The sequence below is a fragment of the Brachybacterium sp. P6-10-X1 genome (assembly GCF_001969445.1).
Classification (GTDB): domain Bacteria; phylum Actinomycetota; class Actinomycetes; order Actinomycetales; family Dermabacteraceae; genus Brachybacterium.
Window position 1 is genome coordinate 4,302,556 of the sequence record NZ_CP017297.1, and the last position, 22,643, is coordinate 4,325,198.

The following is a 22,643-nucleotide window of genomic DNA, read 5'->3' on the forward strand; positions in this document are numbered from 1 at the left end:
ACGGGGCTGGACTAGGCTCCGTGCAACAGATCTTTCTCGGGAGGAGACCATGACCAGCACCGCCCCGCGACCCGCCCGGCCGTTCGGCACGGTGGGGACCGCCATGGTCACACCGATGACCGAGGACGCCCACGAGATCGACCTCGATGCCGCCCAGGAGCTCGCGGTGCACGTCACCGAGCACGGCAACGACATGATCGTCGTCTCCGGCACCACCGGAGAAGCCCCCACCCTGACCGACGTCGAGAAGCTGGAGCTCGCGCGGGCGGTCCGTGCGGCCGTCGGCCCCGAGATCAAGGTCATCGCCGGCGTGGGCACCTACGACACCGCGCACTCGATCGACCTCGCCCGCGAGCATGCGAAGCTCGGGCTCGACGGCCTGCTGGTCGTGACCCCGTACTACTCCAAGCCCACCCAGGCCGGGATCGTCGCGCACGTCTCCGCGATCGCCGACTCCACCGACCTGCCCCTGATGCTGTACGACATCCCCGGCCGCACCGGTACCCCGCTCGCCTACGAGACGCTGCTGCGCCTGGGCGAGCACGAGAAGGTCCTGGCGATCAAGGATGCCAAGGCGAACCTCCAGCAGGCTTCCCTGGTGATGGAGCAGACGGACCTGACGTACTACTCCGGCGAGGACGCCCTGAACCTGGCGTGGCTGGCGATCGGCGCCTCCGGCATGGTGTCCGTGGTCGGCCAGGTCGCCGGTGACCTGGAGCGGAAGATGGTCGATGCCGTAGACCGCTCCGACCTCGCCGCCGCCCGGGACGCCCATCACGGCCTCGTCCCCATCGTCGAGGCCATCATGAATCGCATCCCCGGGGCCGTCGCCGCCAAGGCCGCCCTCGCCCTGCAGGGGGTGCTGCCCCACGCCGCCATGCGTGGTCCCCACGTCCCCGCCGACGTCGATCAGCTGCGGGCGCTGGCCGAGGCGCTGGAGGCGGTGGACGGCATCCCCTCCTGCGACCCGGCTCGGAGACCCCTGTGACCACCGCCTTCTCCCAGCGACTGCATCAGGCGCCGAAACTGCGCAGCGGCTCGCTGCGCATCACGCCGCTGGGCGGACTCGGCGACGTCGGCCGGAACATGACCGTGTTCGAGATCGAGGGCCGCCTGCTGATCATCGACTGCGGCGTGCTCTTCCCCGAGGACGCACAGCCCGGCGTGGACCTGATCCTCCCGGACTTCGACCTCCTCCGAGACCGCCTCGACGACATCGCGGCGATCGTGCTGACCCACGGGCACGAGGACCACATCGGGGCGGTGCCCTACCTGCTGCGCATGAGGCCGGACATCCCCCTGGTCGGCAGCGCGCTCACCCTCGCGTTCATCGAGGCGAAGCTCCGCGAGCACCGGATCAGGCCCGTCACCCACGCGGTCGCGGAGGGGCGGACCGAGAGCTTCGGGCCCTTCGACTGCGAGTTCATCGCCGTGAACCATTCGATTCCCGACGCCCTGGCGGTCCATGTCTCGACCCCGGCGGGGACGGTGCTGCACACCGGGGACTTCAAGATGGACCAGCTGCCGCTGGACGGCCGGATCACCGACCTTCGCGCCTTCGCCCGACTCGGCGAGGCCGGCGTGGATCTGTTCATGACCGACTCCACCAATGCCGAGGTCCCGGGGTTCACCGTCGGGGAGCAGGAGATCGGCCCGACGCTGGACGCGATCTTCGCCAAAGCCCGGCAGAAGATCGTGGTGGCCTCGTTCTCGAGCCATGTCCACCGGGTCCAGCAGGTCCTCGACGCGGCCGCGGCCCACGGGCGCCGGGTCGCCTTCGTCGGCCGCTCCATGGTGCGCAACATGGGCATCGCCGCCGAGATGGGATACCTCGACGTCCCCCCGAACACCCTCATCGACGCCAAGAAGGTCGGTGACCTGCCCGACGAGCAGGTGGTGATCATGTGCACGGGCAGCCAGGGAGAACCGATGGCCGCCCTCAGCCGCATCGCCAACCGCGACCACCGCGTCAGCGTGGGCCCGGGAGACCTGGTCGTGCTGGCCTCCTCCCTGATCCCCGGCAACGAGAACGCCGTGTTCCGCGTGGTCAACGGGCTGATGGCGCTCGGCGCCGAGGTGGTCCACAAGGGCAACGCGAAAGTCCACACCTCCGGGCACGCGAGCGCCGGCGAACTGCTGTACTGCTACAACATCGTGCGCCCCAGGAACGTGATGCCCATCCACGGCGAGGTGCGCCACCTGATCGCCAACGGGCGCCTCGCCGAAGCCACCGGCGTCCCACCGGAGCGCATCGTCCATGCCCAGGACGGCCATGTCGTCGACCTCCGGGACGGGGTGGCGGCGGTCGTCGGCGAGGTGCCCAACGGGTACGTGTACGTGGACGGCTCCAGCGTCGGCGAGATCTCCGAGGCCGATCTGAAGGACCGCCGCATCCTCGGCGACGAGGGCTTCATCTCCCTGTTCGCCGTGGTCAACTCCGAGACCGGCGCGCTCATCGCGGGCCCCGAGATCCACGCCCGCGGCGTGGCGGAGGACGATGCGGTGTTCGAGAGGATCCGCCCGGAGATCGTCTCGGCCCTCGAACAGGCCGTCGCCGACCAGCCCACCCGTCGCGACACCCATCAGCTGCAGCAGGTCATGCGCCGGGTGATCGGTCGTTACGTGTCCCAGCGCCTGCGCCGCCGCCCGATGATCATCCCGATCGTCATCGAAGCCTGATCGACGTGCTGCGAGGGACGAGCGGTAGGGGATCTGGCAGGTGAGCGACGTCTGATCGACGTGCTGCGAGGGACGAGCGGTAGGAGATCTGGCAGGTGAGCGACGCCTGAGTCCGGCGCGGGCGTGAGATGCGCCCGCTGCGACCGGCCGCAGCGCGCCGCCTCCTCGGGCTGAGGGGAGGGGAGCGGTACCCTGGGGTCCATGGCGACACGTACGTCTTCCCCCGCACGTGCGTCGAAAGGCTCGTCGCGGACCTCGGCTGCCGGCACGTCCCGCACCTCCGGCTCCGCGAACCACGACCCGTCGACGCTCCCTCTGCCGGTGCGCGCAGTGCGCTCCGGCTATCTCGCGATCGCCCGCATGGTCGGCGGATTCATCCGCTCCATCGGCGTGGCGCGCTGGGAGGTCGGCCCGGAGCAGAGGCGCGACGGCTACGCGCTGTTCCTGCTGCTGATCGCGGCCCTGGTGGCCGTCGTGGAGTGGTGGCAGTCCGCCGGTCCCGTCTTCGGGGCCGTGCACACCGTGGTCGCCGGCACCTTCGGCATCTCCTCCATGGTGATCCCGCTGCTCGCCGCCGGCTGGGCGATGCGCATGTTCCGTCGGCCCGACCACGTGCGGGCCAACACCCGCATCGCGATCGGCATCGCCCTGCTGCTCACCGCGATCTCGGCGATCGCCTCCGTCTCCGCTCGCCTTCCCGCACCGGCCGACGGCATCGACGCCCTGGCCCGCGGCGGCGGCGTGCTCGGCTTCCTCGCCGCCGCCCCGCTGCAGGCCCTGGTGCCCCCTGTCGCCGTGGTCGTCCTCCATGCCGTCGTGATCGCCTTCGGGATCCTCGTGCTCACCGCGACCCCGGTGGAGTCGATCCCCGCGCGCCTGCGCGGCGTCTACGACGTGATGGTCGGCACCAGCGAGGAGGAGGACGCCGAGCGCGTCGCGCTCGGTCTGCGCTCCCGTCGGCCGGACCCTGCCGTCCATGACCAGGCCACCGAGGCGCAGCCGGCCGGTCGCCCGCGCCGCCGCAGCCGCAAGGAGAAGGCCGAGGACGCGGCCCAGCGCGATCACGAGAACTTCGGCTACGCCGGCGACGAGGCCTTCGAGCAGGGCGTGGCCGAGGGGGAGGGCGCCACGGCCACGCCGAAGAAGAACCGCACGAAGGGTCCGAAGCGCGGCGCACCCACCGACTCCACCCAGGCTCTCGACGCCGTGGAGGGCGAGAACTCCCGGGCCAAGACCTTCCCCGGCACCGGGGCCGCCGCCGAGGCTTCGGCCGGCGCCGCCGGGGCGACCACCCCGATGCCCACCGCCGCGAAGGGGGGGCGACCCACCAAGCCGGCGCCCACCCAGGCGACCCCGAGCTCGGCGGCCGCCGAGGAGAAGCCCGAGCTGGTGCCGCCGCCGATGGGCGACCTCCCGCGAGCCGGGGAGCAGCTCGAACTGGCCGGTGACGTCGTCTACACGCTGCCGGAATCCTCCTACCTGCTGGAAGGGCCGCCCCACAAGACCCGCTCCGAGGTCAACGACCAGGTCGTCGCTGCGCTCGAGGAGGTCTTCGAGCAGTTCAACGTCAATGCCAAGGTGGTCGACTTCTCCCGCGGGCCGACGGTCACGCGCTACGAGGTCGAGCTCGCCCCGGGCACCAAGGTCGAGAAGGTCACGGCCCTGGACAAGAACATCTCCTACGCCGTGGCCAGCTCCGACGTGCGCATCCTCTCGCCGATCCCCGGCAAGAAGGCGATCGGCATCGAGATCCCGAACACCGACCGCGAGACCGTCGTCCTCGGCGATGTGCTGCGCAGCTCCGTCGCACGCCGCACCGAACACCCGCTGGTGATGGGTGTGGGCAAGGACGTCGAGGGCGGCTACGTGGTCGCGAACCTCTCCAAGATGCCGCACCTGCTCGTGGCTGGCGCCACCGGCGCCGGCAAGTCGGTCTTCGTGAACTCGATGATCACCTCGATCCTGATGCGCGCCACGCCCGAGGAGGTGCGCATGGTGCTGGTCGACCCCAAGCGCGTCGAGCTCAGCATCTACGAGGGCATCCCGCACCTGATCACCCCGATCATCACGAACCCCAAGAAGGCCGCCGAGGCCCTGGAGTGGGTGGTCAAGGAGATGGACGCGCGCTACGACGACCTCGCCACCTTCGGGTACAAGCACATCGACGACTTCAACAAGGCGGTGCGCGCAGGGGAGGTGCAGGTGCCCCCGGGCAGCGAGCGCCGACTGGCCCCGTACCCGTACCTGCTGGTCGTGGTCGACGAGCTCGCGGATCTCATGATGGTCGCCCCGCGCGACGTGGAGGCGTCCATCCAGCGCATCACGCAGCTGGCACGCGCCGCGGGGATCCACCTGATCCTCGCCACGCAGCGCCCGTCGGTCGACGTCGTCACCGGCATCATCAAGGCCAATGTGCCCAGCCGTCTGGCCTTCTCGACCTCCTCCCTGCAGGACTCGCGCGTCATCCTCGACGCCGTCGGCGCGGAGAAGCTGATCGGCCAGGGCGATGCCCTGTTCCATCCGATGGGCAAGGCCAAACCCATGCGCGTGCAGGGCGCGTGGGTCAATGAGTCGGAGATCCACAAGGTCGTCGACCACGTCAAGACCCAGATGAAGCCCAACTACCGCGAGGACGTGCAGGTCGTCGCGGCCAAGAAACAGATCGACGAGGACATCGGCGACGACCTCGACGTGCTCCTGCAGGCGGCCGAGCTGGTGGTCACCACACAGTTCGGCTCCACCTCGATGCTCCAGCGGAAGCTGCGCGTGGGCTTCGCGAAGGCGGGTCGCCTGATGGATCTGCTCGAATCCCGCGAGATCGTCGGGCCCTCGGAGGGGTCCAAGGCCCGGGACGTGATGGTCCATCCCGACGAGCTCGGCACTGCGCTCGCCCGCATCCGCGGCGAGGAGGTCGCCGAGGGCGACCAGGCGTACGGTGCGGACCAGGCCGTCGAGCTCGGCGACGCCCCGGGAGGCGCGCCGGCGCCCGAGGCGACCGACGGGTCCGACGGGACGGAGGACCGCTACGGCAGCGATCCGCTGGCCGACGACGGCTCCGAGCCCGCCACCGACTACTTCGACGAGGACGACGACGAGGACAGCGAGGACGCCTGGAGCCTGACCGGCCGCTGAGCGCCCGGGCCCGCTGAGCAGCCCCGGCCGCAGCGGACGTCACCCCTTTCCACCACCCACCGCAGGAGCACCGATGACCACACCGCGCACGGAGCCGGTCCCGCTCTGGAACATCGCCAACATCCTGACCATGGTGCGGTGCGCGATGGTCCCGCTGCTCGTGGTGCTCGCCATCCTGTACCCGGACACGGTCCCGGGCCGGCTGGTGGTCGCCGGAGTGTTCGTCCTGGCGATGATCACCGACTTCCTGGACGGCCACCTGGCCCGCAGCCGGAACCTGATCACCGACTTCGGCAAGATCGTCGACCCCATCGCCGACAAGGCGATGACCGGGGCGGCCCTGATCATGCTGTCGGTGTGGGAGTACGTGCCGTGGTGGATGACCGTGCTGATCCTGGTGCGCGAGATCGGGATCACCGTCATGCGCTTCACGATCCTGAAGTACGGGGCGCTGCCGGCGAACATGGCCGGGAAGGCCAAGACGATGGTGCAGACGATCGCGATCACGTTCTGTCTGATCCCGTTCGAGCTGTGGTGGGAGCCGGCCCGCTGGATCGGCCTCGCCCTGGTGCTGCTCGCCGTGGTCCTGACCGTCTGGTCCGGCCTGGTGAATCTCAAGGACGGCCTGCGCCTGCGCCGTGAGGCTCTCGCCGGCCCCACGTCGTGAGCACGGACCCTGCTGCGGTCATCGCCCGGGCGGCGGAGCGCGGGCTCACCCTCGCCACGGCCGAGTCCCTGACCGCCGGTGCCGTCGTGGCCCGTCTGGTGGACGTCCCCGGGGCGAGCGCCGTGGTCGCCGGGGGAGCGGCCTGCTACTCCTGCTCCGCGAAGACCCGCGTGCTGGGGGTGGACGCCGAGCTCCTGGAGGAGACGGGTGCGGTGACCGCCGAGATCGCCGCCGCGATGGCGGAGGGAGCGCTCGGTCTGTACGCCGCCGACCTCGCGATCGCGACCACGGGGGTCGCCGGCCCGGGGCCCGACGCGCGCGGCGTCCCCGCCGGGACCGTCCATCTGGGGCTGGCCCGATCCGGCCGCGCCCCGCGCACGCGTGAACTCCATCTCACCGGCGGGAGGGCCCGCATCCGGGCCGCGACGGTCGCTGCGGCGATCGACGAGCTGGCGGCGGCGCTCGATCTCTGACCTGGTGCGCTGGTCAGCGTCGCACGGGCGGTGCCGCCCTCCGGCGCCTCGTCGTGCACACCTCCCGGTCAGGTGTGAGCGAGGAGCTACTAGACTCTGGGGAACACACCGGGCGGCCGGGGCGTTGTGGTCGCCATGATGACTTCGATGCACCGCACCCCCGAGGTGTTCCACCAGTTCCATCAGAGGAAGGGAGGCAAGGCCATGGTGCTGTTCCGTCAGGAGCTCGGAGACGTGCTGCGCGACGCGCGCCGCTCACAGGGTCGCACCCTGCGGCAGGTGTCCTCCGACGCCCGCGTGTCCCTGGGGTACCTCAGCGAGATCGAGCGGGGACAGAAGGAGGCCTCCAGCGAGCTGCTGGTCTCCGTGACGGAGGCTCTGGGCCTCCCGCTGTCCTTCGTCCTGCGCGAGGTGTCCGACCGCATCGCCCTCGCCGAGCGCGTCACCATCCCCGACACCGTGCCCGAGGGCCTCGCCGACGACGCGAGCCCGCTGGTCGGCGCGCACTGAGGTGCGCCGCAGCGAATTCGCGGAGCTGGCCGACCACGTGTTCGGCCCGACCCTGGCTCGCACCTATGTCCGGGACCTCGTGCTCGTGGACGTCGGCGGCATGACCGCCGAGCAGGCCCTCGAGCACGGGGTCCCCGTGCGTGCGGTGTGGACCGCCCTGTGCGAGGCGATGGACGTTCCCGAGCAGCGACGCTGGGAGATCCCTCTCGCGCAGCGACGTCGCTGAGGCCGCTGACGCCGCCGGGCGGGCCGATGACCGCTCGGATCGGGCACGGCGCCGGTGCGTCCGCGCCGGGCAGCCGCGGACGCGACATGCGACACGCCGCCAGGAGCCCTCGCTGTCGAGTGTTCGAACGCCTGTTCGGTACAGTGGGGTCCGACGGTCTCCCCGGCACGACGTCCACCACCTCGTCGATCCTCCCCACCGCCCGGCCATCCACATCGGGAACGGGGCGGCGACGAATGTCGGGGGCCCGGCTTAGTGTGGCCGCACGGTCACAACGTCGGCCCACCCGGCCACCCGGAAGGAACGAAGCACATGCCTGCACCGAAGTCCGCTGCCCCCAAGTCCACCGCGAAGGATCGCGGGTCCTCCCTCGACAATGCGCTCGCGCAGATCGACCGCCAGTTCGGCAAGGGATCGATCATGCGACTGGGCGATGACACCCGCCCGCCGGTCGAGGTCATCCCCACCGGCTCCGTGGCGCTGGACGCCGCGCTCGGCGTCGGCGGCCTGCCCCGTGGCCGCATCGTCGAGATCTATGGCCCCGAGTCCTCCGGCAAGACCACGCTCGCCCTGCACGCGGTCGCCAATGCCCAGCGCAACGGCGGCATCGCCGCCTTCATCGACGCCGAGCACGCCATGGACCCCGACTACGCCAAGAAGCTCGGCGTGGACACCGACGCCCTGCTGGTGTCCCAGCCGGACACCGGTGAGCAGGCCCTGGAGATCACGGACATGCTGATCCGTTCCGGGGCGCTGGACGTGGTCGTTGTCGATTCCGTCGCGGCCCTCGTCCCCAAGGCCGAGATCGAGGGCGAGATGGGAGATTCCCACGTCGGTCTCCAGGCCCGCCTGATGTCCCAGGCTCTGCGCAAGCTCACCGGTGCGCTGTCCTCCTCGGGCACCACCGCGATCTTCATCAACCAGCTGCGCGAGAAGATCGGCGTCTTCTTCGGCAGCCCCGAGACCACCACCGGCGGCAAGGCGCTGAAGTTCTACGCCTCCGTGCGCATGGACATCCGTCGCATCGAGACCCTCAAGTCCGGTACGGACTCCGTGGGCAACCGCACCCGCGTCAAGGTCGTCAAGAACAAGATGGCTCCGCCCTTCAAGCAGGCCGAGTTCGACATCCTGTACGGCGAGGGCATCTCCCGCGAGGGCGGCCTGATCGACCTCGGGGTCGAGCACGGGGTGGTCCGCAAGTCCGGTGCCTGGTTCACCTATGAGGGTGATCAGCTGGGCCAGGGCAAGGAGAACGCCCGCCAGTTCCTCAAGGACAACCCGGACCTGGCCGTCGAGATCGAGGAGAAGATCCTGCGCACCCTCGGCGTGGGCAAGTACGCCGCCGAGCAGGAGACCCCGGAGGCTGCGCCCGCGGAGGACGCGCTCGGCGAGGACGAGTTCCTCGACGAGGACGTCCCTGCCACCATCTGACCCATGGCGGATCTCCGCCCCGCCGGGAGCGACAGCGCGCCCGCAGCCGCTCCCGGCGCCCCGGGCCACCTCCCGACCGCCGCCGAGGTCCGCACCGACCTCGGCCGGCGCACCCAGGAGATCCTGGAGGCCCCCCGCGACCCGGTCGCTCCCGGAGCCCGCGAGCGCGAGAAGGCCGTCGTGCACGAGTGCCGCTACCTGATGCGCCTGCTGGCGATGCGGCGGCGGTCGGAGGGGGAGATGCGCACCCGCCTGGCCCGACGTGAGGTGTCGACCGACATCGCCCACGAGGTGATGGCGCGCATCGACCGGGCCGGACTGATCGATGACGCCGCATTCGCCCGGGACTGGGTCGCCCAGCGGCGCGCGCTGCGCGCACTCGGCGACGAGGCGCTGCGCCGAGAACTCCGCGATCGAGCGGTAGAGCCCGCGCACATCGAATCCGCTCTGACCACGGGCCGGAGCGATGAGGAGACGCGGTGCCGGGACCTGGTCCGCTCCCGGATCGGTCACCGGGACCGGCAGCGGCTGCGCGCGGAGGGCGACGGCAGCCACCGCCGCCGCCTCTCCCGGCGGCTCGATGCGCTGCTGACCCGCAAGGGCTACCCGGGCTCGCTGGCGGTCCACGTCATCGCCTCCGAACTGCGCGAGGCCGCAGATCCCGCGCTGCGCTGAGACCGGCGCGCACCGTATTCTGGAGGCACTATGTCCCTCAGCTCCCTGCCCACCGACTCCGCACCGCCCGCGGAGGGCGGAGCCGCGTCCCGCGGCACGTACCAGGTGCGCACCTTCGGGTGCCAGATGAACGTCCACGACTCCGAACGCCTGACGGGCCTGCTCGAGGAGTCCGGCTACGTCGCCGCCCCGCCGGAGGCGGAGGCCCGCCGCGGCGAGGTCGACGTCGTCGTGTTCAACACCTGTGCAGTGCGCGAGAACGCCGACAACAAGCTCTACGGCACGCTCGGCGGTCTGCGACCGGGCAAGGACGTCCACCCCGGCATGCAGATCGCCGTCGGCGGCTGCCTCGCCCAGAAGGACCGCGAGGCCATCGTCGAGCGCGCCCCCTGGGTCGACGTCGTCTTCGGCACCCACAACATCGGCTCCCTGCCCGTGCTGCTGGATCGTGCCCGGCACAACTCCGAGGCCCAGGTGGAGATCCTGGAGTCGCTCGACGTCTTCCCCTCCACGCTGCCCACCCGCCGCGAGTCCGTCTACGCCGCCTGGGTCTCCATCAGCGTCGGCTGCAACAACACCTGCACCTTCTGCATCGTGCCCTCCCTGCGCGGCACGGAGAAGGACCGCCGTCCCGGCGACGTCCTCGCCGAGGTGCGCGACGTCGTCGAGACCGGGGCCACCGAGGTGACCCTGCTGGGCCAGAACGTGAACTCCTACGGTGTCGAGTTCGGCGACCGCGGCGCCTTCGCGAAGCTGCTGCGCGCCTGCGGCGAGATCGACTCCCTGGAGCGGGTCCGCTTCACCTCCCCGCACCCGGCGATGTTCACCGACGACGTGATCGATGCGATGGCCGAGACCCCCAACGTCATGCCCCAGTTGCACATGCCGCTGCAATCCGGGTCCGATGACGTCCTGCGCCGCATGAAGCGCTCCTATCGGTCCAAGAAGTTCCTCGGCATCCTCGAGCGGGTGCGCGAGCGCATACCGGACGCGGCCATCACCACGGACATCATCGTCGGCTTCCCCGGCGAGACCGAGGACGACTTCCAGCGCACCCTCGACGTGGTCGAGGCCTCCCGCTTCTCCAGCGCCTTCACCTTCCAGTACTCGATCCGCCCGGGCACCCCGGCGGCGGCGATGGACGATCAGATCCCCCAGGACGTCGTCCAGGAGCGCTACGAGCGGCTGATCGCCCTGCAGGACCGGATCACCTACGAGGAGAACCGCAAGCTCGAGGGCAGCACCGTCGAGGTCCTGGTCGCCGAGGGGGAGGGGGAGCGTGACGCGGTCACCCATCGCCTCTCCGGACGCTCCCGGGACCATCGCCTGGTCCACCTGTCCCTGCCGACCGAGCTGCCGGAGTCCCGGCGCCCTCGCCCCGGCGACCTGGTGACCGCGACGGTCACCCGCGCCGCCCCGCACTACCTGATCGCCGACAGCGCCCTCGAGCCGGCCCCCGGCGCCTCCCCGACGCGGGAGCAGTTCTCGGTGCGTCGCACGCGCTCGGGGGATGCCTGGGAGGCCGGCGTGCAGGGGACCGACAGCGGGCCCGCCTGCGGCACCGGCCACGGCGGCGCGGCGACGGCGGGTCCTGTCACTCTCGGGATACCGAGCCTGCGCCGGGCCTGACCTGCCCGGACAGCGCAGCGGCCGGTACCCGGGAGGGCACCGGCCGCGGCGTGGACGGGGAGGGGGCCGGCGTCAGCCGTCGAGCTCGTCGAGCTCCGGGCCCAGCCTCTCCTCGAGACTGTGGAAGAAGGCGATCACCGTGCTCAGCCCGCACTTGATCGCGCTGTCGACCTGGGAATCCAGGGCACCGGCGCGGAAGTCGGCGGCGAGCTCGCCGTAGACACCCAGCAGCCCCTCGGACTCCCGGCGCACGTAGACCTTGGGCCAGACGCGGTTCATGTTCCACTCGTTGCACAGCTTGACCATCTCCACCTTGCGGGAGATGTCCACGGAGTGGTTCCAGCGACCACGCGTCTGCATCACGGCGTGGTCCTCGCCGGAGAGCATGAACTGGAAGCGGTAGTCGTCGAACCGGGCGCGGAGGATCTCGGGGTGCTCCTCGTCCTCGACGAAGGCGTACCCGTGACGGGTGAGACTCTCCTCGACCCTCGTCAGGGACATCGGAGCCAGAGAAGCGGCCGAGTCCGGCAGCGCGGAGGACTCGTTCGGTGCAGTCACTTCCAACCTCAGGTATCGCACTAGGAGATGAGGACGGCCCGGGGACCCGGACCGCGGCTCACCCTACTCCCTCCCCCTGGTATTCGGCCCCTCACCAGGAGTGATCCGCCTGACCCTGGGTGAGTGCGCAGGTAGGATGCGGGTATGGACGACCCCTCGGACCCCGGTGGCGGACCACCAACCGGCTCCGCGCCGCTGATCGCGATCGTCGGCGCCACCGCCACCGGGAAGTCCGACCTCGCCATCGCCCTGGCCCGACACCTGGACGGCGAGGTCGTGGGCGCCGACGCCCTCCAGCTCTACCGCGGCATGGACATCGGCACCGCCAAGGTCCCCCCGGCCGAGCGCGAAGGCGTCCCCCATCACCTCGTCGACGTGCTCGAGGTGACCGAGGAGGCGAGCGTCTCCGCCTATCAGCGTGCCGCACGGGAGGCGATCGCGGCGATCCGTGCCCGGGGCCGCACCCCGATCCTGGCCGGCGGCTCCGGGCTGTACGTGCGAGCCGTGCTCGATGACATCGAGTTCCCGCCCACCGACGCCGCCACACGCGCCCGTCTGGAGGCCCGCGCCGAGCAGGAGGGGCCCCAGGTGCTGCATGCGCAGCTGACCCGCACCGACCCCGAGGCCGCCGCCGCGATCGGAGCCCGGGACACCCGGCGCATCGTGCGCGCTCTCGAGGTGGGGCAGCTGACCGGGCGCTCCTTCACCGCTTTCCTGCCCCGTCCGCAGTACGTCCAGCAGCGGACCGTCCAGATCGGCCTCCGCCTCGACCGCGCCGATCTGCACGCCCGCATCGCCCGCCGCGTGCACCGCATGGTGGACCTCGGCCTGCTCGAGGAGGTCCGCGAGCTGCGCCGCCGCGGGCTCGGCCGGGGTGCGACCGCCCGTCGGGCGATCGGCTACGAGCAGGCACTGGCGGTGCTCGAGGGCCGCATGAGCTGCCCCGACGCCATCGATTCCACCATCGCCGGCACCCGCCGCCTGGTGCGCAAGCAGGACACCTGGTTCCGCCGCGATCACCGCGTGCGCTGGATCGACGCCCCGACGGACCCGGCGGCCGGACGGCGTCGCACGGTCGGCAGCGCCCTGGCCGAGATCGAGGCGGGCATCACGGCGGATCCCTCCGACCAGGCTCGGGGCCCTAGGCTCGAGCCATGACCGAGAGCGTGCGTTTCACCAAGGGGCACGGCACCGAGAACGACTTCGTGCTGCTCGACGACCCCGAGGGCCGGCTGGACCTGGGTCCTGAGCAGGTCGTCGCCCTCGCCGACCGTCGGGCCGGCATCGGCGGTGACGGCGTGATCCGGGCCGTCCGCACCCGGCGGGCGGGGATCGACGCCCCGTCGGACGCCCCCGAATGGTTCATGGACTACCGCAACGCCGACGGCTCCCTCGCCGAGATGTGCGGGAACGGGGTCCGGGTGCTCGCCGCCCACCTGCGGCGCGCCGGTCATGTCCGCGAGGACGGCTTCGCGATCTGGACCCGGGCCGGGGTGCGCACCGTCGAGATCCTCGAGCACCCCGCCCGCCAGGGGGCCTCCTGGTCGGTGCGGGTGGGGATGGGCGCGAGCGATCTCGTCCCCGCGGCGCGCACCGTCGAGATCGACGGGCATCGGCTCGAGGCGACCGACGTCGACATGGGCAACCCCCACGCCGTCGCCTTCCTGCCCGCGGACCTCGACCTGACGGATCTCGACCTGATGCGTCGGCCCCCGACCCTCGATCCGGCACCCGCCGGCGGCGCCAACATCGAGCTCGTGGCGGCGCGCGGCGACCGCCACGTCGCGATGCGGGTCCTCGAGCGCGGGGTGGGGGAGACCCGCTCCTGCGGGACGGGCGTGGCCGCCGTCGCCGTCGCCGCGGCCCATCGCGCCGGCGACGAGACCGGGGAGCCCTGGACGGTCGACGTCCCGGGAGGACGGCTCCAGGTCGGCTGGAGCGCCGCGGGCGACGTCACCCTCACCGGCCCGGCCGTGCTCGTGGCCGACGGGGTCATGCGCGGCTGAGCGGGCCCGGCCGGGTGCCCCGGGCGCAGCCGATCTCAGCGGCGCGGCCCGATCTCGAGCACCCGGAAGCCCTTGGCGCTGGCCACCTTGGCGACGTCGCGGCCGTCGAGCTGCTCGGCGAGCCAGCGGGCCAGCGGATCCGCCCCCAGATTCTTGCCGACCACCAGGGCGGCGGTGCCCTGCGGCGTGAGCCGCGCCGTCCACCGCAGCAGCAGCTCGTGCAGGGCCTGCTTCCCGATCCGGATCGGCGGATTCGACCAGATCGCGTCGAACATCATCTCGTCGGGCACGTCCTCGGGGGCTGCCACGTGCACGGTCCCGGCCGCGGCGCGCACCGCGTTCTCGGCGGTCAGCTCCCGGGCCCGCTCGCTGACGTCCACCGCCCACACCTCCGCGTCGGGGTGCTCCAGCGCTGCCGTCAGGGCGATCGGCCCCCAGCCGCAGCCCAGGTCCAGGATCCTCGCACCGGCGGGAGGCTCGGTGAGCGTGTCGAGCCGAGCCAGCAGCACCGCGGTGGCCTTGTCCAGGCCGTGCCCGCTGAACACCGAGGCGCTGGAGACCAGGTCGAGATCCCTGCCCGCCAGCCGCACGGGCAGCGGGAAGCGTCGGTCGTCGGTCGCCGGGGAAGGGGTGAAGTAGTGCTCGTCCACCCCAGCAGGATACGGACCCCGCCGCGGGATCCTCGCCCCTGCTCCGCCCAGCGCAAAATCGCTCGACCGCGGCGACACGACGTGGGATTCTGGAAGCACAGCTCGTCCCCGACCCCAAGGAGCGCTCCGATCGTGCCCATCGCTTTCCATCCCGAACCCGAATCCGACACGGACGTCGACGGGACCACCACGGGAGGGACCGGGGCCGCGGCGCGCACCGAGACCACGGACGCCGCGACCACCCCGTCCCGCCGGGACCCGCTGACCGAGCGGATCCTCTCCCGCGGCGATGCCTCGGTCTCCGCCGTCACCTACGACTCCGAGGCCGACGGCGCGCAGTACGACCTCGCCGACCGCCAGGCCCTGCGGCGCGTAGCGGGGCTGTCCACCGAACTCGAGGACGTCACCGAGGTCGAGTATCGCCAGCTCCGCCTGGAGCGGGTCGTGCTGGCCGGGCTGTACACCTCCGGTGGCACCGCCGAGGCGGAGACCAGTCTGCACGAGCTCGCGGCGCTCGCGGAGACCGCCGGCTCCACGGTGCTCGACGGTGTGCTCCAGCGCCGTGCCCACCCCGACCCGGCCACCTTCCTGGGCAAGGGCAAGGCCGCGGAGCTGGCGGAGGTCGTCGCGGAGCACGGTGCCGACACCGTGATCACCGACGGCGAGCTCGGCCCCGGCCAGCGCCGTGCGCTCGAGGACATCGTCAAGGTCAAGGTCATCGATCGCACCGCTCTGATCCTGGACATCTTCGCCCAGCACGCCAAGTCCCGCGAGGGCAAGGCGCAGGTGGAGCTCGCCCAGCTCGAGTACCTGATGCCGCGTCTGCGCGGCTGGGGCGAATCGATGTCCCGCCAGGCCGGCGGCCAGGTGGGCGGTGCCGGTGCCGGTATGGGCTCGCGCGGCCCCGGCGAGACGAAGATCGAGCTGGACCGGCGTCGCATCCGCGACCGCATGGCCAAGCTGCGTCGCCAGATCGCGGCGATGACCCCGGGCCGGGACACCCAGCGCGCCGACCGCAAGCGCAATCAGGTGCCCGCGGTCGCCATCGCCGGGTACACCAACGCCGGCAAGTCCTCCCTGCTGAACCGGCTCACCGGTGCTGGTGCGCTGGTCGAGAACGCTCTGTTCGCGACCCTCGATCCGACGGTCCGGCGCTCGAGGACGCCCGACGGCCGGGAGTTCACCTATGCCGACACCGTCGGTTTCGTGCGGCACCTGCCCACCCAGCTGGTGGAGGCGTTCCGCTCCACCCTCGAGGAGGTCGGGGACGCCGACCTCCTGCTGCATGTGGTCGATGCCTCCCACCCGGATCCCGAAGGGCAGATCCGGGCTGTGCGCACCGTGCTCGGCGAGCTCGAGGGCTTCGACGTCCCCGAGATCGTCGTGCTCAACAAGGCGGACATCGCGGAGCCCGAGACGATCGCGCGCCTGCGCAGCCAGGTCGGCGAGGCGATCGTCGTCTCCGCCCGCACCGGGATGGGCGCGGCGGAGCTGCGCGATCTGATCGCGGAGCGCCTGCCGCGGCCCGCGGTCGAGATCGACGTGGTCGTGCCGTACTCCCGCGGCGATCTCGTCTCGCGCGTGCACAGCAGCGGAGAGGTCATCGCCGAGGAGCACGTCATGGAGGGCACCCACCTCCATGCCCGCGTGGACGAGGCGCTCGCCGCAGAGCTGCACGGCGCGGCCTGACGGGGCGGGAACGGTGGCACGGATATCCTGATCCGATGACCACCGCCACCGCTCACGAGGCCGCTCCGGCGGCCGCCGAGATCCAACTGTCGACCCTCATGGACGCGGCGGTCACGGCCATCGGCGGCACCCAGCGCCCCGGACAGCAGGCCATGGCGGAGGCCGTGGAGACGGCCATGACCGGCGGGCGCCATCTGCTGGTCCAGGCGGGCACCGGCACCGGAAAGTCGCTCGCCTATCTGGTGCCGGCGCTGCGCCATGCGCTGGTCAGCCGTCGGCCCGTGGTGATCTCCACCGCGACCATCGCGCTGCAGACGCAGATCGTGCGCAAGGATCTGCCGTACCTGGTCGAGGCGCTCTCTCCGCATCTGCCGCGCACCCCGACCTTCGCGCTGCTGAAGGGCCGGGCGAACTACCTGTGCCGCCACAAGATCGACGGCGGCTATCCCGTGGACATCGATCCCGGCGCGCTGTTCGCCGAGGCCTCGGCGGACCCCGGCCGCGGGGGCGGCGAACGCCTGGGCGATCAGGTGCGTCGCCTGCGGGAGTGGTCTGAGGAGACCGACAGCGGCGACCGCGACTCGCTCGAGGACCCGGTCTCCGACCGCGCCTGGAGGCAGGTCTCCGTCACCGGCTCCCAATGCCTGGGCGGCACCTGTCCGATGATCGAGTCCTGCTTCGCCGAGCGCAGTCGGGAGCTCGCCCGCGAGGTCGACATCGTGGTGACCAACCATGCCCTGCTGGCGATCGACTCCTTCGACCATCACGGCATCATCCCCGACCACGACGTCGTCGTCTTCGACGAGGCCCACGACCTCACCGGCCGCGTCACGGGAGCCGTGACCGAGGTCCTCAGCCCCGGCATGCTGCGGGGCGCGGTGCGCGAGCTGCGCGGGCTGGGGGTCGGGGCGACCGCTCTCGACGACGCCGCCGAGGAGCTGCGCGAGTCCCTCGAGCTCGCACCGGACGGCCGGGTGCTCGGCGACCTGCCCGACCGCCTGGCCGATGCCGTCCAGCAGCTGCGCATCCAGGCCCGCACCGCCCACTCCGACGCGAAGGACGCCGGCGACGACGGTTCCGCGGCCACGGCCGGGACCCGCAAGACGGTCCGGGCGAACCTGCAGGAGATCATCGACGTCTGCGAGCGGCTCGGTGCGCCGGGGGAGGACGACGTGGTCTCCGTCTCCCACTCCCAGGCCACCGGGCGCTCGAGCATCCAGGTGGCCCCGCTCAGCGTCGCCGCGGCGATGCGCGGGGCGATCCTGGAGGACCGCACCGCCGTGCTCACCTCGGCGACCCTCGCCCTCGGCGGCCGCTTCGACCCCGCTGCCGGGGATGTGGGCCTGGGCCGGGCCGGCCGCACCGAGGTGGACGAGTTGCCGCCCGGGGAGGACAGCGGGGCCTGGGCGGGCCTGGACGTGGGCAGCCCCTTCGCCTATCGGAGCCAGGGGATCCTCTACACCGCCCGGCACCTGCCGCAGCCCGGGCGGGAGGGGCCCTCACAGGCAATGCTCGATCACCTGACCGATCTCGTGGAGGCCTCCCGCGGGGGAGCGCTGTGCCTGTTCTCCTCGCGCCGCGGCGCGGAGCTGGCGGCCGAACACGTCCGTGCCCGCCTCGACCTCACGATCGAGGTGCAGGGGGAGGACTCGATGGCGAACCTGGTGCGAAACTTCCGCGAGGACGAGGACGCGTCCCTGTTCGGCACCCTCACGCTGTGGCAGGGGGTGGACGTCTCGGGGCGGTCGCTGCGTCTGGTCACCATCGACCGGATCCCGTTCCCGCGGCCCGACGACCCGCTGACCTCCGCCCGCCAGGAACGGATCGCCCGCCACGGCGGCAACGGCTTCATGGCGGTCTCCGCCCAGCATGCCGCGCTGCTGCTGGCCCAGGGGGCGGGGCGCCTGATCCGCTCGCGGGAGGACCGGGGCATGGTGGCCGTGCTGGATCCGCGCCTGGCCACCGCGCGCTACGGGGGCTTCCTGCGCGAGGCGATGCCGCCGCTGTGGCCGACGGCCGATCCCGAGGTCGCGCTCGGCGCTCTGCGCCGTCTCGCCGATTCCTGACCCCGCCGCCGCGGACCTGAGGGTCGGCGTCCGCGGGTCGGAGGGCGCTCAGACGGCGCGCAGCACCGCGACGACCTTGCCGAGGATCTCGGCGTGGTCGCCCAGGATCGGGGCGAAGGCGGGGTTGTGGGGCATGAGCCAGACGTGGTCGTCGCGCTGGACGAAGGTCTTCACGGTGGCTTCCCCGTCGATCATGGCGGCGACGATCTCGCCCTTCTCGGCCGAGCGCTGACTGCGCACCACCACCCAGTCGCCGTCGCAGATGGCGGCGTCGATCATGGAGTCGCCGACGACCTGCAGCAGGAAGAGGTTCCCGTCGCCGACCAGGCGCGAGGGGAGGCTGAAGACGTCCTCGACCTGCTCCTCGGCGGTGATCGGCACGCCAGCCGCGATCCGGCCGACCAGCGGCACCGTGACCGACTCGGGGGTGATGTCCGGGAGCGGCACGGCTGCGGGGGCGCCGTCGTCCTCGGGCATCACGACCTCCATCGCCCGCGGACGCTTCGGATCCCGGCGCAGGAAGCCCTTGCGCTCGAGCGCCTGGAGCTGATGGGACACCGAGGAGGACGAGGTCAGCCCGACGGCGTCGCCGATCTCGCGCATCGTGGGTGGGTACCCGCGAGCGGCGACGGCGTCGTTGATGGTCTCCAGGACGAGGCGCTGGCGACGGGTGAGCCCGGCCGTGGCGGGATCCGCCGGGGCGTCGCCGCGGGACCGGATCGGCTGGGGGGTGCTCGGCGTCATCGTGCGGCCTCCTGGCTTCGTCTGTCGGACCCTCGCGGTTCCGTTGTCCTGTCACCCAGCCTAGGGCGGCGCGCATCGGATGCCAAACAGGTGTTCGAGATTCCTCTTGCGTGTCGCGCCGCCTCCCGGCTACAGTCGCACAGAGATTCGATCGAACAGGAGTTCGGACATGGCTACGCAGACCGCGACGGTCCTTCCCTTCCCGCAGCATCACGACCAGCACGACGTCCAAGAATCTCGAGCGGACGTTCGACTCGAGCCCACGCGGCGGGGCCGCGCTCTGCTGACGCTGATCGCCTTCCTGCTCGGGCTCCTCGTCGCCGGCGCCCTGCTGCTGGTGTTCGACGTGTCCACCGCCCTGGCGGGCCCCGAGCCGGAACCGCCGACGACCATCACCGTCGAGGCCGGCGACACCCTGTGGGGCTACGCCGAGCAGTACGCACCGGCGCAGATGAGCGAGAGGGAGTACATCGCCGAGGTGCGCACCCTGAACCAGTTGCCCACCGGTCGCGTCACCGCCGGTCAGCAGATCGAGCTGCCGGCCGCGGGGTCCCTCACCCCCTGAGCCTCCGGCGTGCCGCTATCCTGACCGGATGCACTGTCCGTTCTGCCGCCATCCTGACTCCCGGGTCGTGGATTCGCGCACGTCCGATGATGGCGCGACCATCCGACGCCGTCGTCAGTGCCCGAACTGCTCGCGGCGCTTCTCGACCTCCGAGACGGCCTCGCTGTCCGTGCTCAAGCGCTCCGGGGTCAGCGAGCCGTTCAGCCGGGCGAAGGTGATCTCCGGGGTGCGCAAGGCCTGCCAGGGTCGCCCGGTCAGCGACGACCAGCTGGCGATGCTCGCCCAGCGGGTCGAGGAGACCATCCGCTCCAGCGGCCAGGCGGAGATCGATGCGCACCAGGTCGGTCTGTCGATCCTGCAGCCGCTGCAGGAGCTCGATCTGGTCGCCTACCTCCGGTTCGCGAGCGTCTACCAGGACTTCGACTCGCTCGAGGACTTCGAGAGCGAGATCGCCCGGCTTCGCGCCGAGGCGGCCTCCGCACCGGCCTGAGGACGGCCGCCGGGACGATCCCGGCATAGCGTGCGGGTTTCGGGAATTCTGCCCCGATCGGTTCGAAGCATCCGCCGGCTGTGCATAAGATGTCCCTCGTGCACTCTCGCAGTGCACGACCGATCGGCGGTCGCGGAGGGGAAGCCGCGGCCGCCGATCCCCGTCTCAGGCCGGGCCGATCCCCTCCGGCAGATCCCGCGCGTGGACCACGCCGAGGTGCCGCGTCGCCCGGGTCATCGCGACGTACAGATCGCCGGCGCCGTGGGCGTCGATCAGCTCGGCCGGCTCCAGGATGATCACCCCGTCGAACTCCAGCCCTTTCGCGTCCTGCGCGGTCATCACGGCGATCTCGTCGTCCACGCCGGCGGAGCCCGCACCCGCCCGGGGCAGGTCCGGATGATCGCGCAGCCGCGCGAGCACGGCGTCCACGCGCTCGGTCACCGTGATCACGGCCAGACGGCCCGTGCCGGCGGCGTGCGCGGCGGCCACTGATGCGGCCGTGCGGTCGACGAGCCCGGTCTCCTCGTCGCGCTCGATCAACGGGTCCCGATCACCCTCGCGCACCGAGCTCACCTCGGTGACCGGCAGCTGATGGGCCTTGGCCATGGCCACGGCCCGGTCCATGATGCGGCTCGGGGTGCGGTAGTTGACGGTCAGGTGCTCGACCTGCAGGCGATCCTGGATGTAGGGACCCAGCGCATCGGTCCAGGACGAGGTGCCCCCGGCCGAGGAGGTCTGGGCGACGTCCCCGACCACGGTGAAGGATTTGGTGGGGGCGCGCCGCATCAGGGCCCGCCAGCTCATGGGGGAGTGCTCCTGGGCCTCGTCGACCACGACGTGTCCGTAGGTCCAGCTGCGCTCGGCCGAGGCGCGCTCGGCGAGGGTGCGGCCGTCACGGACCTGGCTGACCTGGTCGGCGAGGTCCTCGGCACGCACGATGCCCGAGGTGTCGATGTTCTCGATCACCCGGCGTGCGTAGTCGACGTCGGCCTCCCGACGGTCGGCCGCCTCCCGTGCCCGGGCCTCGGCCGGAGCGGCGTCCTCGCCCAGCAGCTCGGCCACCTCGTCCAGGAGCGGGACGTCCTCCACGGTCCAGGCGGAGTCCTTCGCGCGGACCAGCAGCTCGAGCTGCCGGGTGAGGGCCGGCGGTGCCGCGGCGCGCAGACGGTCCGGACGTGACAGCAGGATCCGCAGGAAGCCCTGCGGGGTGTAGGGCAGCCAGGCCAGGTTCAGCCGACGCTTGACCTCGCTGTCGTGGCGGAGGTCGGACAGCAGATCGGGGCGGTCCTCCGGCACCACGGTGCGACCCTGTGCGACCAGCGCCTTCTCGTACGCCTCGACCAGGCGGTCCATCGCCGCCCGGACGAACACGGTGCGCGCGGCGTTGTGCGGCTTGTGCGTGGCGCGGGCTTCCCGTCGGGCCCCGCGGAGCGCGTCGCGGGTCAGCGTGACCGGGGTGCCGTCGATCCGCAGCTCGATGTCTTCCGCCGGGATGAGCTGACGCTGCTTGACCGCACGGGCGAGGAGGTCGGCCATCGACGCATCGCCTTTGACACGGGCGACGTCGTCGACGTCGTGCAGGAAGGTCTCGATGCCGGGGAAGAGCTCTCCCGGAGTGAGCATGACCACCCCGGACTCGCCGAGGCTCGGCAGCACGCGTTCGATGTACCGCAGGAAGCCCGAGGTGGGAGCCATGATCAGCACGCCCGTGTGCTCGAGCCGCCGGCGATGGGTGTAGAGCAGGTAGGCCGCCCGGTGCAGCGCGACGGCCGTCTTGCCCGTGCCGGGGCCGCCCTGGACCACGAGCACCCCGCGGTTCGACGAGCGGATGATGCGATCCTGCTCGGCCTGGATCGTCGCGACGATGTCGCCCATGCGCCCGGTGCGCTGCCCGGAGACCGCTGCGAGCAGGGCACCCTCACCCTGCAGGACGACGTCGTGCTGGTCGCCCTCGAGCACCGACTGGTCCAGGACGTCGTCCTCGAGCCCGATCACCGTGCGTCCCCGACTGATCAGGTGGCGGCGCAGGCGCACGTCCTGGCGGTCGGTGCTGGTGGCCTGGTAGAAGGCGGCGGCGGCGGGAGCCCGCCAGTCCACCAGGAGCTGCTCGCGATCGGCGGTGAACAGACCGATGCGGCCGATGTAGTGCCGGGCGGCCTCATCGGTGTCCAGTCGGCCGAAGACGACGCTGCGGGCCACGGAGCGCAGCAGGGCCAGACGGTCCTCGTACAGCGCCATGAACGAGTCCCTCTCGGACCGGTTCTGGTGGGTGGAGGCGTGCTGGGAGGCCTGGATGCCCTCCAGGTTCCCCTCGACCTGCGCGATGAGCTCGTCGAGCCGAGCATAGAGTCGGTCGGCGTAGGCCTGCTCGCGCGCGATCTCCCGGGCGATCTGCTCTTCCGCATCGTCCACGGACCTGCCCCCTTCGACGGTTGATCCTGCCGCCGCCCAGG

Annotated in this window: 20 protein-coding genes; 16 read left to right on the forward strand and 4 right to left on the reverse strand. The window is 71.7% G+C overall.

Annotated elements, in window-relative coordinates; translation table 11 throughout:
- Positions 1 to 49 precede the first annotated feature (49 nt).
- From dapA to miaB, 10 genes are all read left to right on the forward strand, one after another.
- On the forward strand, positions 50 to 988 hold the full coding sequence (dapA, locus tag BH708_RS19150; RefSeq protein ID WP_076810533.1) for a 4-hydroxy-tetrahydrodipicolinate synthase: 939 nt from the start codon (positions 50 to 52) through the stop codon (positions 986 to 988).
- Complete coding sequence (locus BH708_RS19155) at positions 985 to 2,679, forward strand: ribonuclease J (RefSeq protein WP_083713817.1); 1,695 nt, start codon at positions 985 to 987, stop codon at positions 2,677 to 2,679. Before dapA ends, BH708_RS19155 begins: the two co-directional genes overlap by 4 nt.
- Before the next feature lie 201 nt (positions 2,680 to 2,880).
- Positions 2,881 to 5,811: a DNA translocase FtsK gene (locus BH708_RS19160; protein WP_076810534.1), complete on the forward strand. Its 2,931-nt coding sequence runs from the start codon at positions 2,881 to 2,883 to the stop codon at positions 5,809 to 5,811.
- A 73-nt stretch (positions 5,812 to 5,884) separates the two neighbouring features.
- The gene (pgsA, locus tag BH708_RS19165; RefSeq protein ID WP_076810535.1) at positions 5,885 to 6,478 is read left to right on the forward strand and encodes a CDP-diacylglycerol--glycerol-3-phosphate 3-phosphatidyltransferase; all 594 of its coding nucleotides are present in this window, start codon (positions 5,885 to 5,887) and stop codon (positions 6,476 to 6,478) included.
- The gene (locus BH708_RS19170; RefSeq protein WP_076810536.1) at positions 6,475 to 6,951 is read left to right on the forward strand and encodes a CinA family protein; all 477 of its coding nucleotides are present in this window, start codon (positions 6,475 to 6,477) and stop codon (positions 6,949 to 6,951) included. The genes pgsA and BH708_RS19170 overlap by 4 nt, the downstream gene beginning before the upstream one ends.
- A gap of 204 nt (positions 6,952 to 7,155) precedes the next feature.
- On the forward strand, positions 7,156 to 7,461 hold the full coding sequence (locus BH708_RS19175; protein WP_076811644.1) for a helix-turn-helix domain-containing protein: 306 nt from the start codon (positions 7,156 to 7,158) through the stop codon (positions 7,459 to 7,461).
- Position 7,462: 1 nt separating this feature from the next.
- Positions 7,463 to 7,687 carry a DUF3046 domain-containing protein gene (locus BH708_RS19180; protein ID WP_076810537.1) on the forward strand — a complete coding sequence of 75 codons (225 nt, stop codon included), beginning with the start codon at positions 7,463 to 7,465 and terminating at the stop codon, positions 7,685 to 7,687.
- Between the two features lie 312 nt (positions 7,688 to 7,999).
- Positions 8,000 to 9,118, forward strand: coding sequence for a recombinase RecA (gene recA / locus BH708_RS19185; protein WP_076810538.1), 1,119 nt, complete (start codon positions 8,000 to 8,002; stop codon positions 9,116 to 9,118).
- Between the two features lie 3 nt (positions 9,119 to 9,121).
- Positions 9,122 to 9,793: a regulatory protein RecX gene (locus BH708_RS19190; RefSeq protein WP_076810539.1), complete on the forward strand. Its 672-nt coding sequence runs from the start codon at positions 9,122 to 9,124 to the stop codon at positions 9,791 to 9,793.
- A 30-nt stretch (positions 9,794 to 9,823) separates the two neighbouring features.
- Positions 9,824 to 11,422, forward strand: coding sequence for a tRNA (N6-isopentenyl adenosine(37)-C2)-methylthiotransferase MiaB (gene miaB / locus BH708_RS19195; RefSeq protein WP_076810540.1), 1,599 nt, complete (start codon positions 9,824 to 9,826; stop codon positions 11,420 to 11,422).
- Positions 11,423 to 11,494: 72 nt separating this feature from the next.
- On the opposite strand, the gene BH708_RS19200 is transcribed toward miaB, so the two are convergent.
- Complete coding sequence (locus tag BH708_RS19200) at positions 11,495 to 11,980, reverse strand: YbjN domain-containing protein (protein WP_253705413.1); 486 nt, start codon at positions 11,978 to 11,980, stop codon at positions 11,495 to 11,497.
- Positions 11,981 to 12,124: 144 nt separating this feature from the next.
- Between BH708_RS19200 and miaA the strand changes: the two genes are divergently transcribed.
- Together miaA and dapF are read left to right on the forward strand one after the other, a co-directional pair.
- Entirely contained in the window at positions 12,125 to 13,138 is a 1,014-nt protein-coding gene (gene miaA / locus BH708_RS19205) for a tRNA (adenosine(37)-N6)-dimethylallyltransferase MiaA (protein ID WP_076810541.1), read from the forward strand.
- Positions 13,135 to 13,986, forward strand: a complete 852-nt coding sequence (dapF, locus tag BH708_RS19210; RefSeq protein WP_076810542.1) for a diaminopimelate epimerase — start codon at positions 13,135 to 13,137, stop codon at positions 13,984 to 13,986. Before miaA ends, dapF begins: the two co-directional genes overlap by 4 nt.
- A 35-nt stretch (positions 13,987 to 14,021) precedes the next feature.
- Here the strand turns inward: dapF and BH708_RS19215 are convergent, their stop codons facing one another.
- A complete protein-coding gene (locus tag BH708_RS19215) occupies positions 14,022 to 14,636 on the reverse strand; it encodes a class I SAM-dependent methyltransferase (RefSeq protein ID WP_076810543.1) in 615 nt (204 codons plus the stop codon).
- 132 nt (positions 14,637 to 14,768) lie between these two features.
- On the opposite strand from BH708_RS19215, the gene hflX reads away from it, so the two are divergent.
- Together hflX and BH708_RS19225 are read left to right on the forward strand one after the other, a co-directional pair.
- Positions 14,769 to 16,325, forward strand: a complete 1,557-nt coding sequence (gene hflX / locus BH708_RS19220; RefSeq protein ID WP_076810544.1) for a GTPase HflX — start codon at positions 14,769 to 14,771, stop codon at positions 16,323 to 16,325.
- Between the two features lie 35 nt (positions 16,326 to 16,360).
- Entirely contained in the window at positions 16,361 to 18,391 is a 2,031-nt protein-coding gene (locus tag BH708_RS19225) for an ATP-dependent DNA helicase (RefSeq protein ID WP_076810545.1), read from the forward strand.
- Positions 18,392 to 18,439: 48 nt separating this feature from the next.
- On the opposite strand, the gene lexA is transcribed toward BH708_RS19225, so the two are convergent.
- Positions 18,440 to 19,135 (reverse strand): transcriptional repressor LexA, encoded by a 696-nt coding sequence (gene lexA, locus BH708_RS19230; RefSeq protein ID WP_076810546.1) that lies wholly within the window; start codon positions 19,133 to 19,135, stop codon positions 18,440 to 18,442.
- Positions 19,136 to 19,304: 169 nt separating this feature from the next.
- Between lexA and BH708_RS19235 the strand changes: the two genes are divergently transcribed.
- Both BH708_RS19235 and nrdR read left to right on the forward strand, forming a co-directional pair.
- Positions 19,305 to 19,700, forward strand: coding sequence for a peptidoglycan-binding protein LysM (locus tag BH708_RS19235; protein ID WP_076810547.1), 396 nt, complete (start codon positions 19,305 to 19,307; stop codon positions 19,698 to 19,700).
- Positions 19,701 to 19,728: 28 nt separating this feature from the next.
- Positions 19,729 to 20,190, forward strand: a complete 462-nt coding sequence (gene nrdR / locus BH708_RS19240; protein WP_076810548.1) for a transcriptional regulator NrdR — start codon at positions 19,729 to 19,731, stop codon at positions 20,188 to 20,190.
- Positions 20,191 to 20,355: 165 nt separating this feature from the next.
- On the opposite strand, the gene BH708_RS19245 is transcribed toward nrdR, so the two are convergent.
- Positions 20,356 to 22,602 (reverse strand): ATP-binding domain-containing protein, encoded by a 2,247-nt coding sequence (locus BH708_RS19245; protein ID WP_076810549.1) that lies wholly within the window; start codon positions 22,600 to 22,602, stop codon positions 20,356 to 20,358.
- Positions 22,603 to 22,643 lie beyond the last annotated feature (41 nt).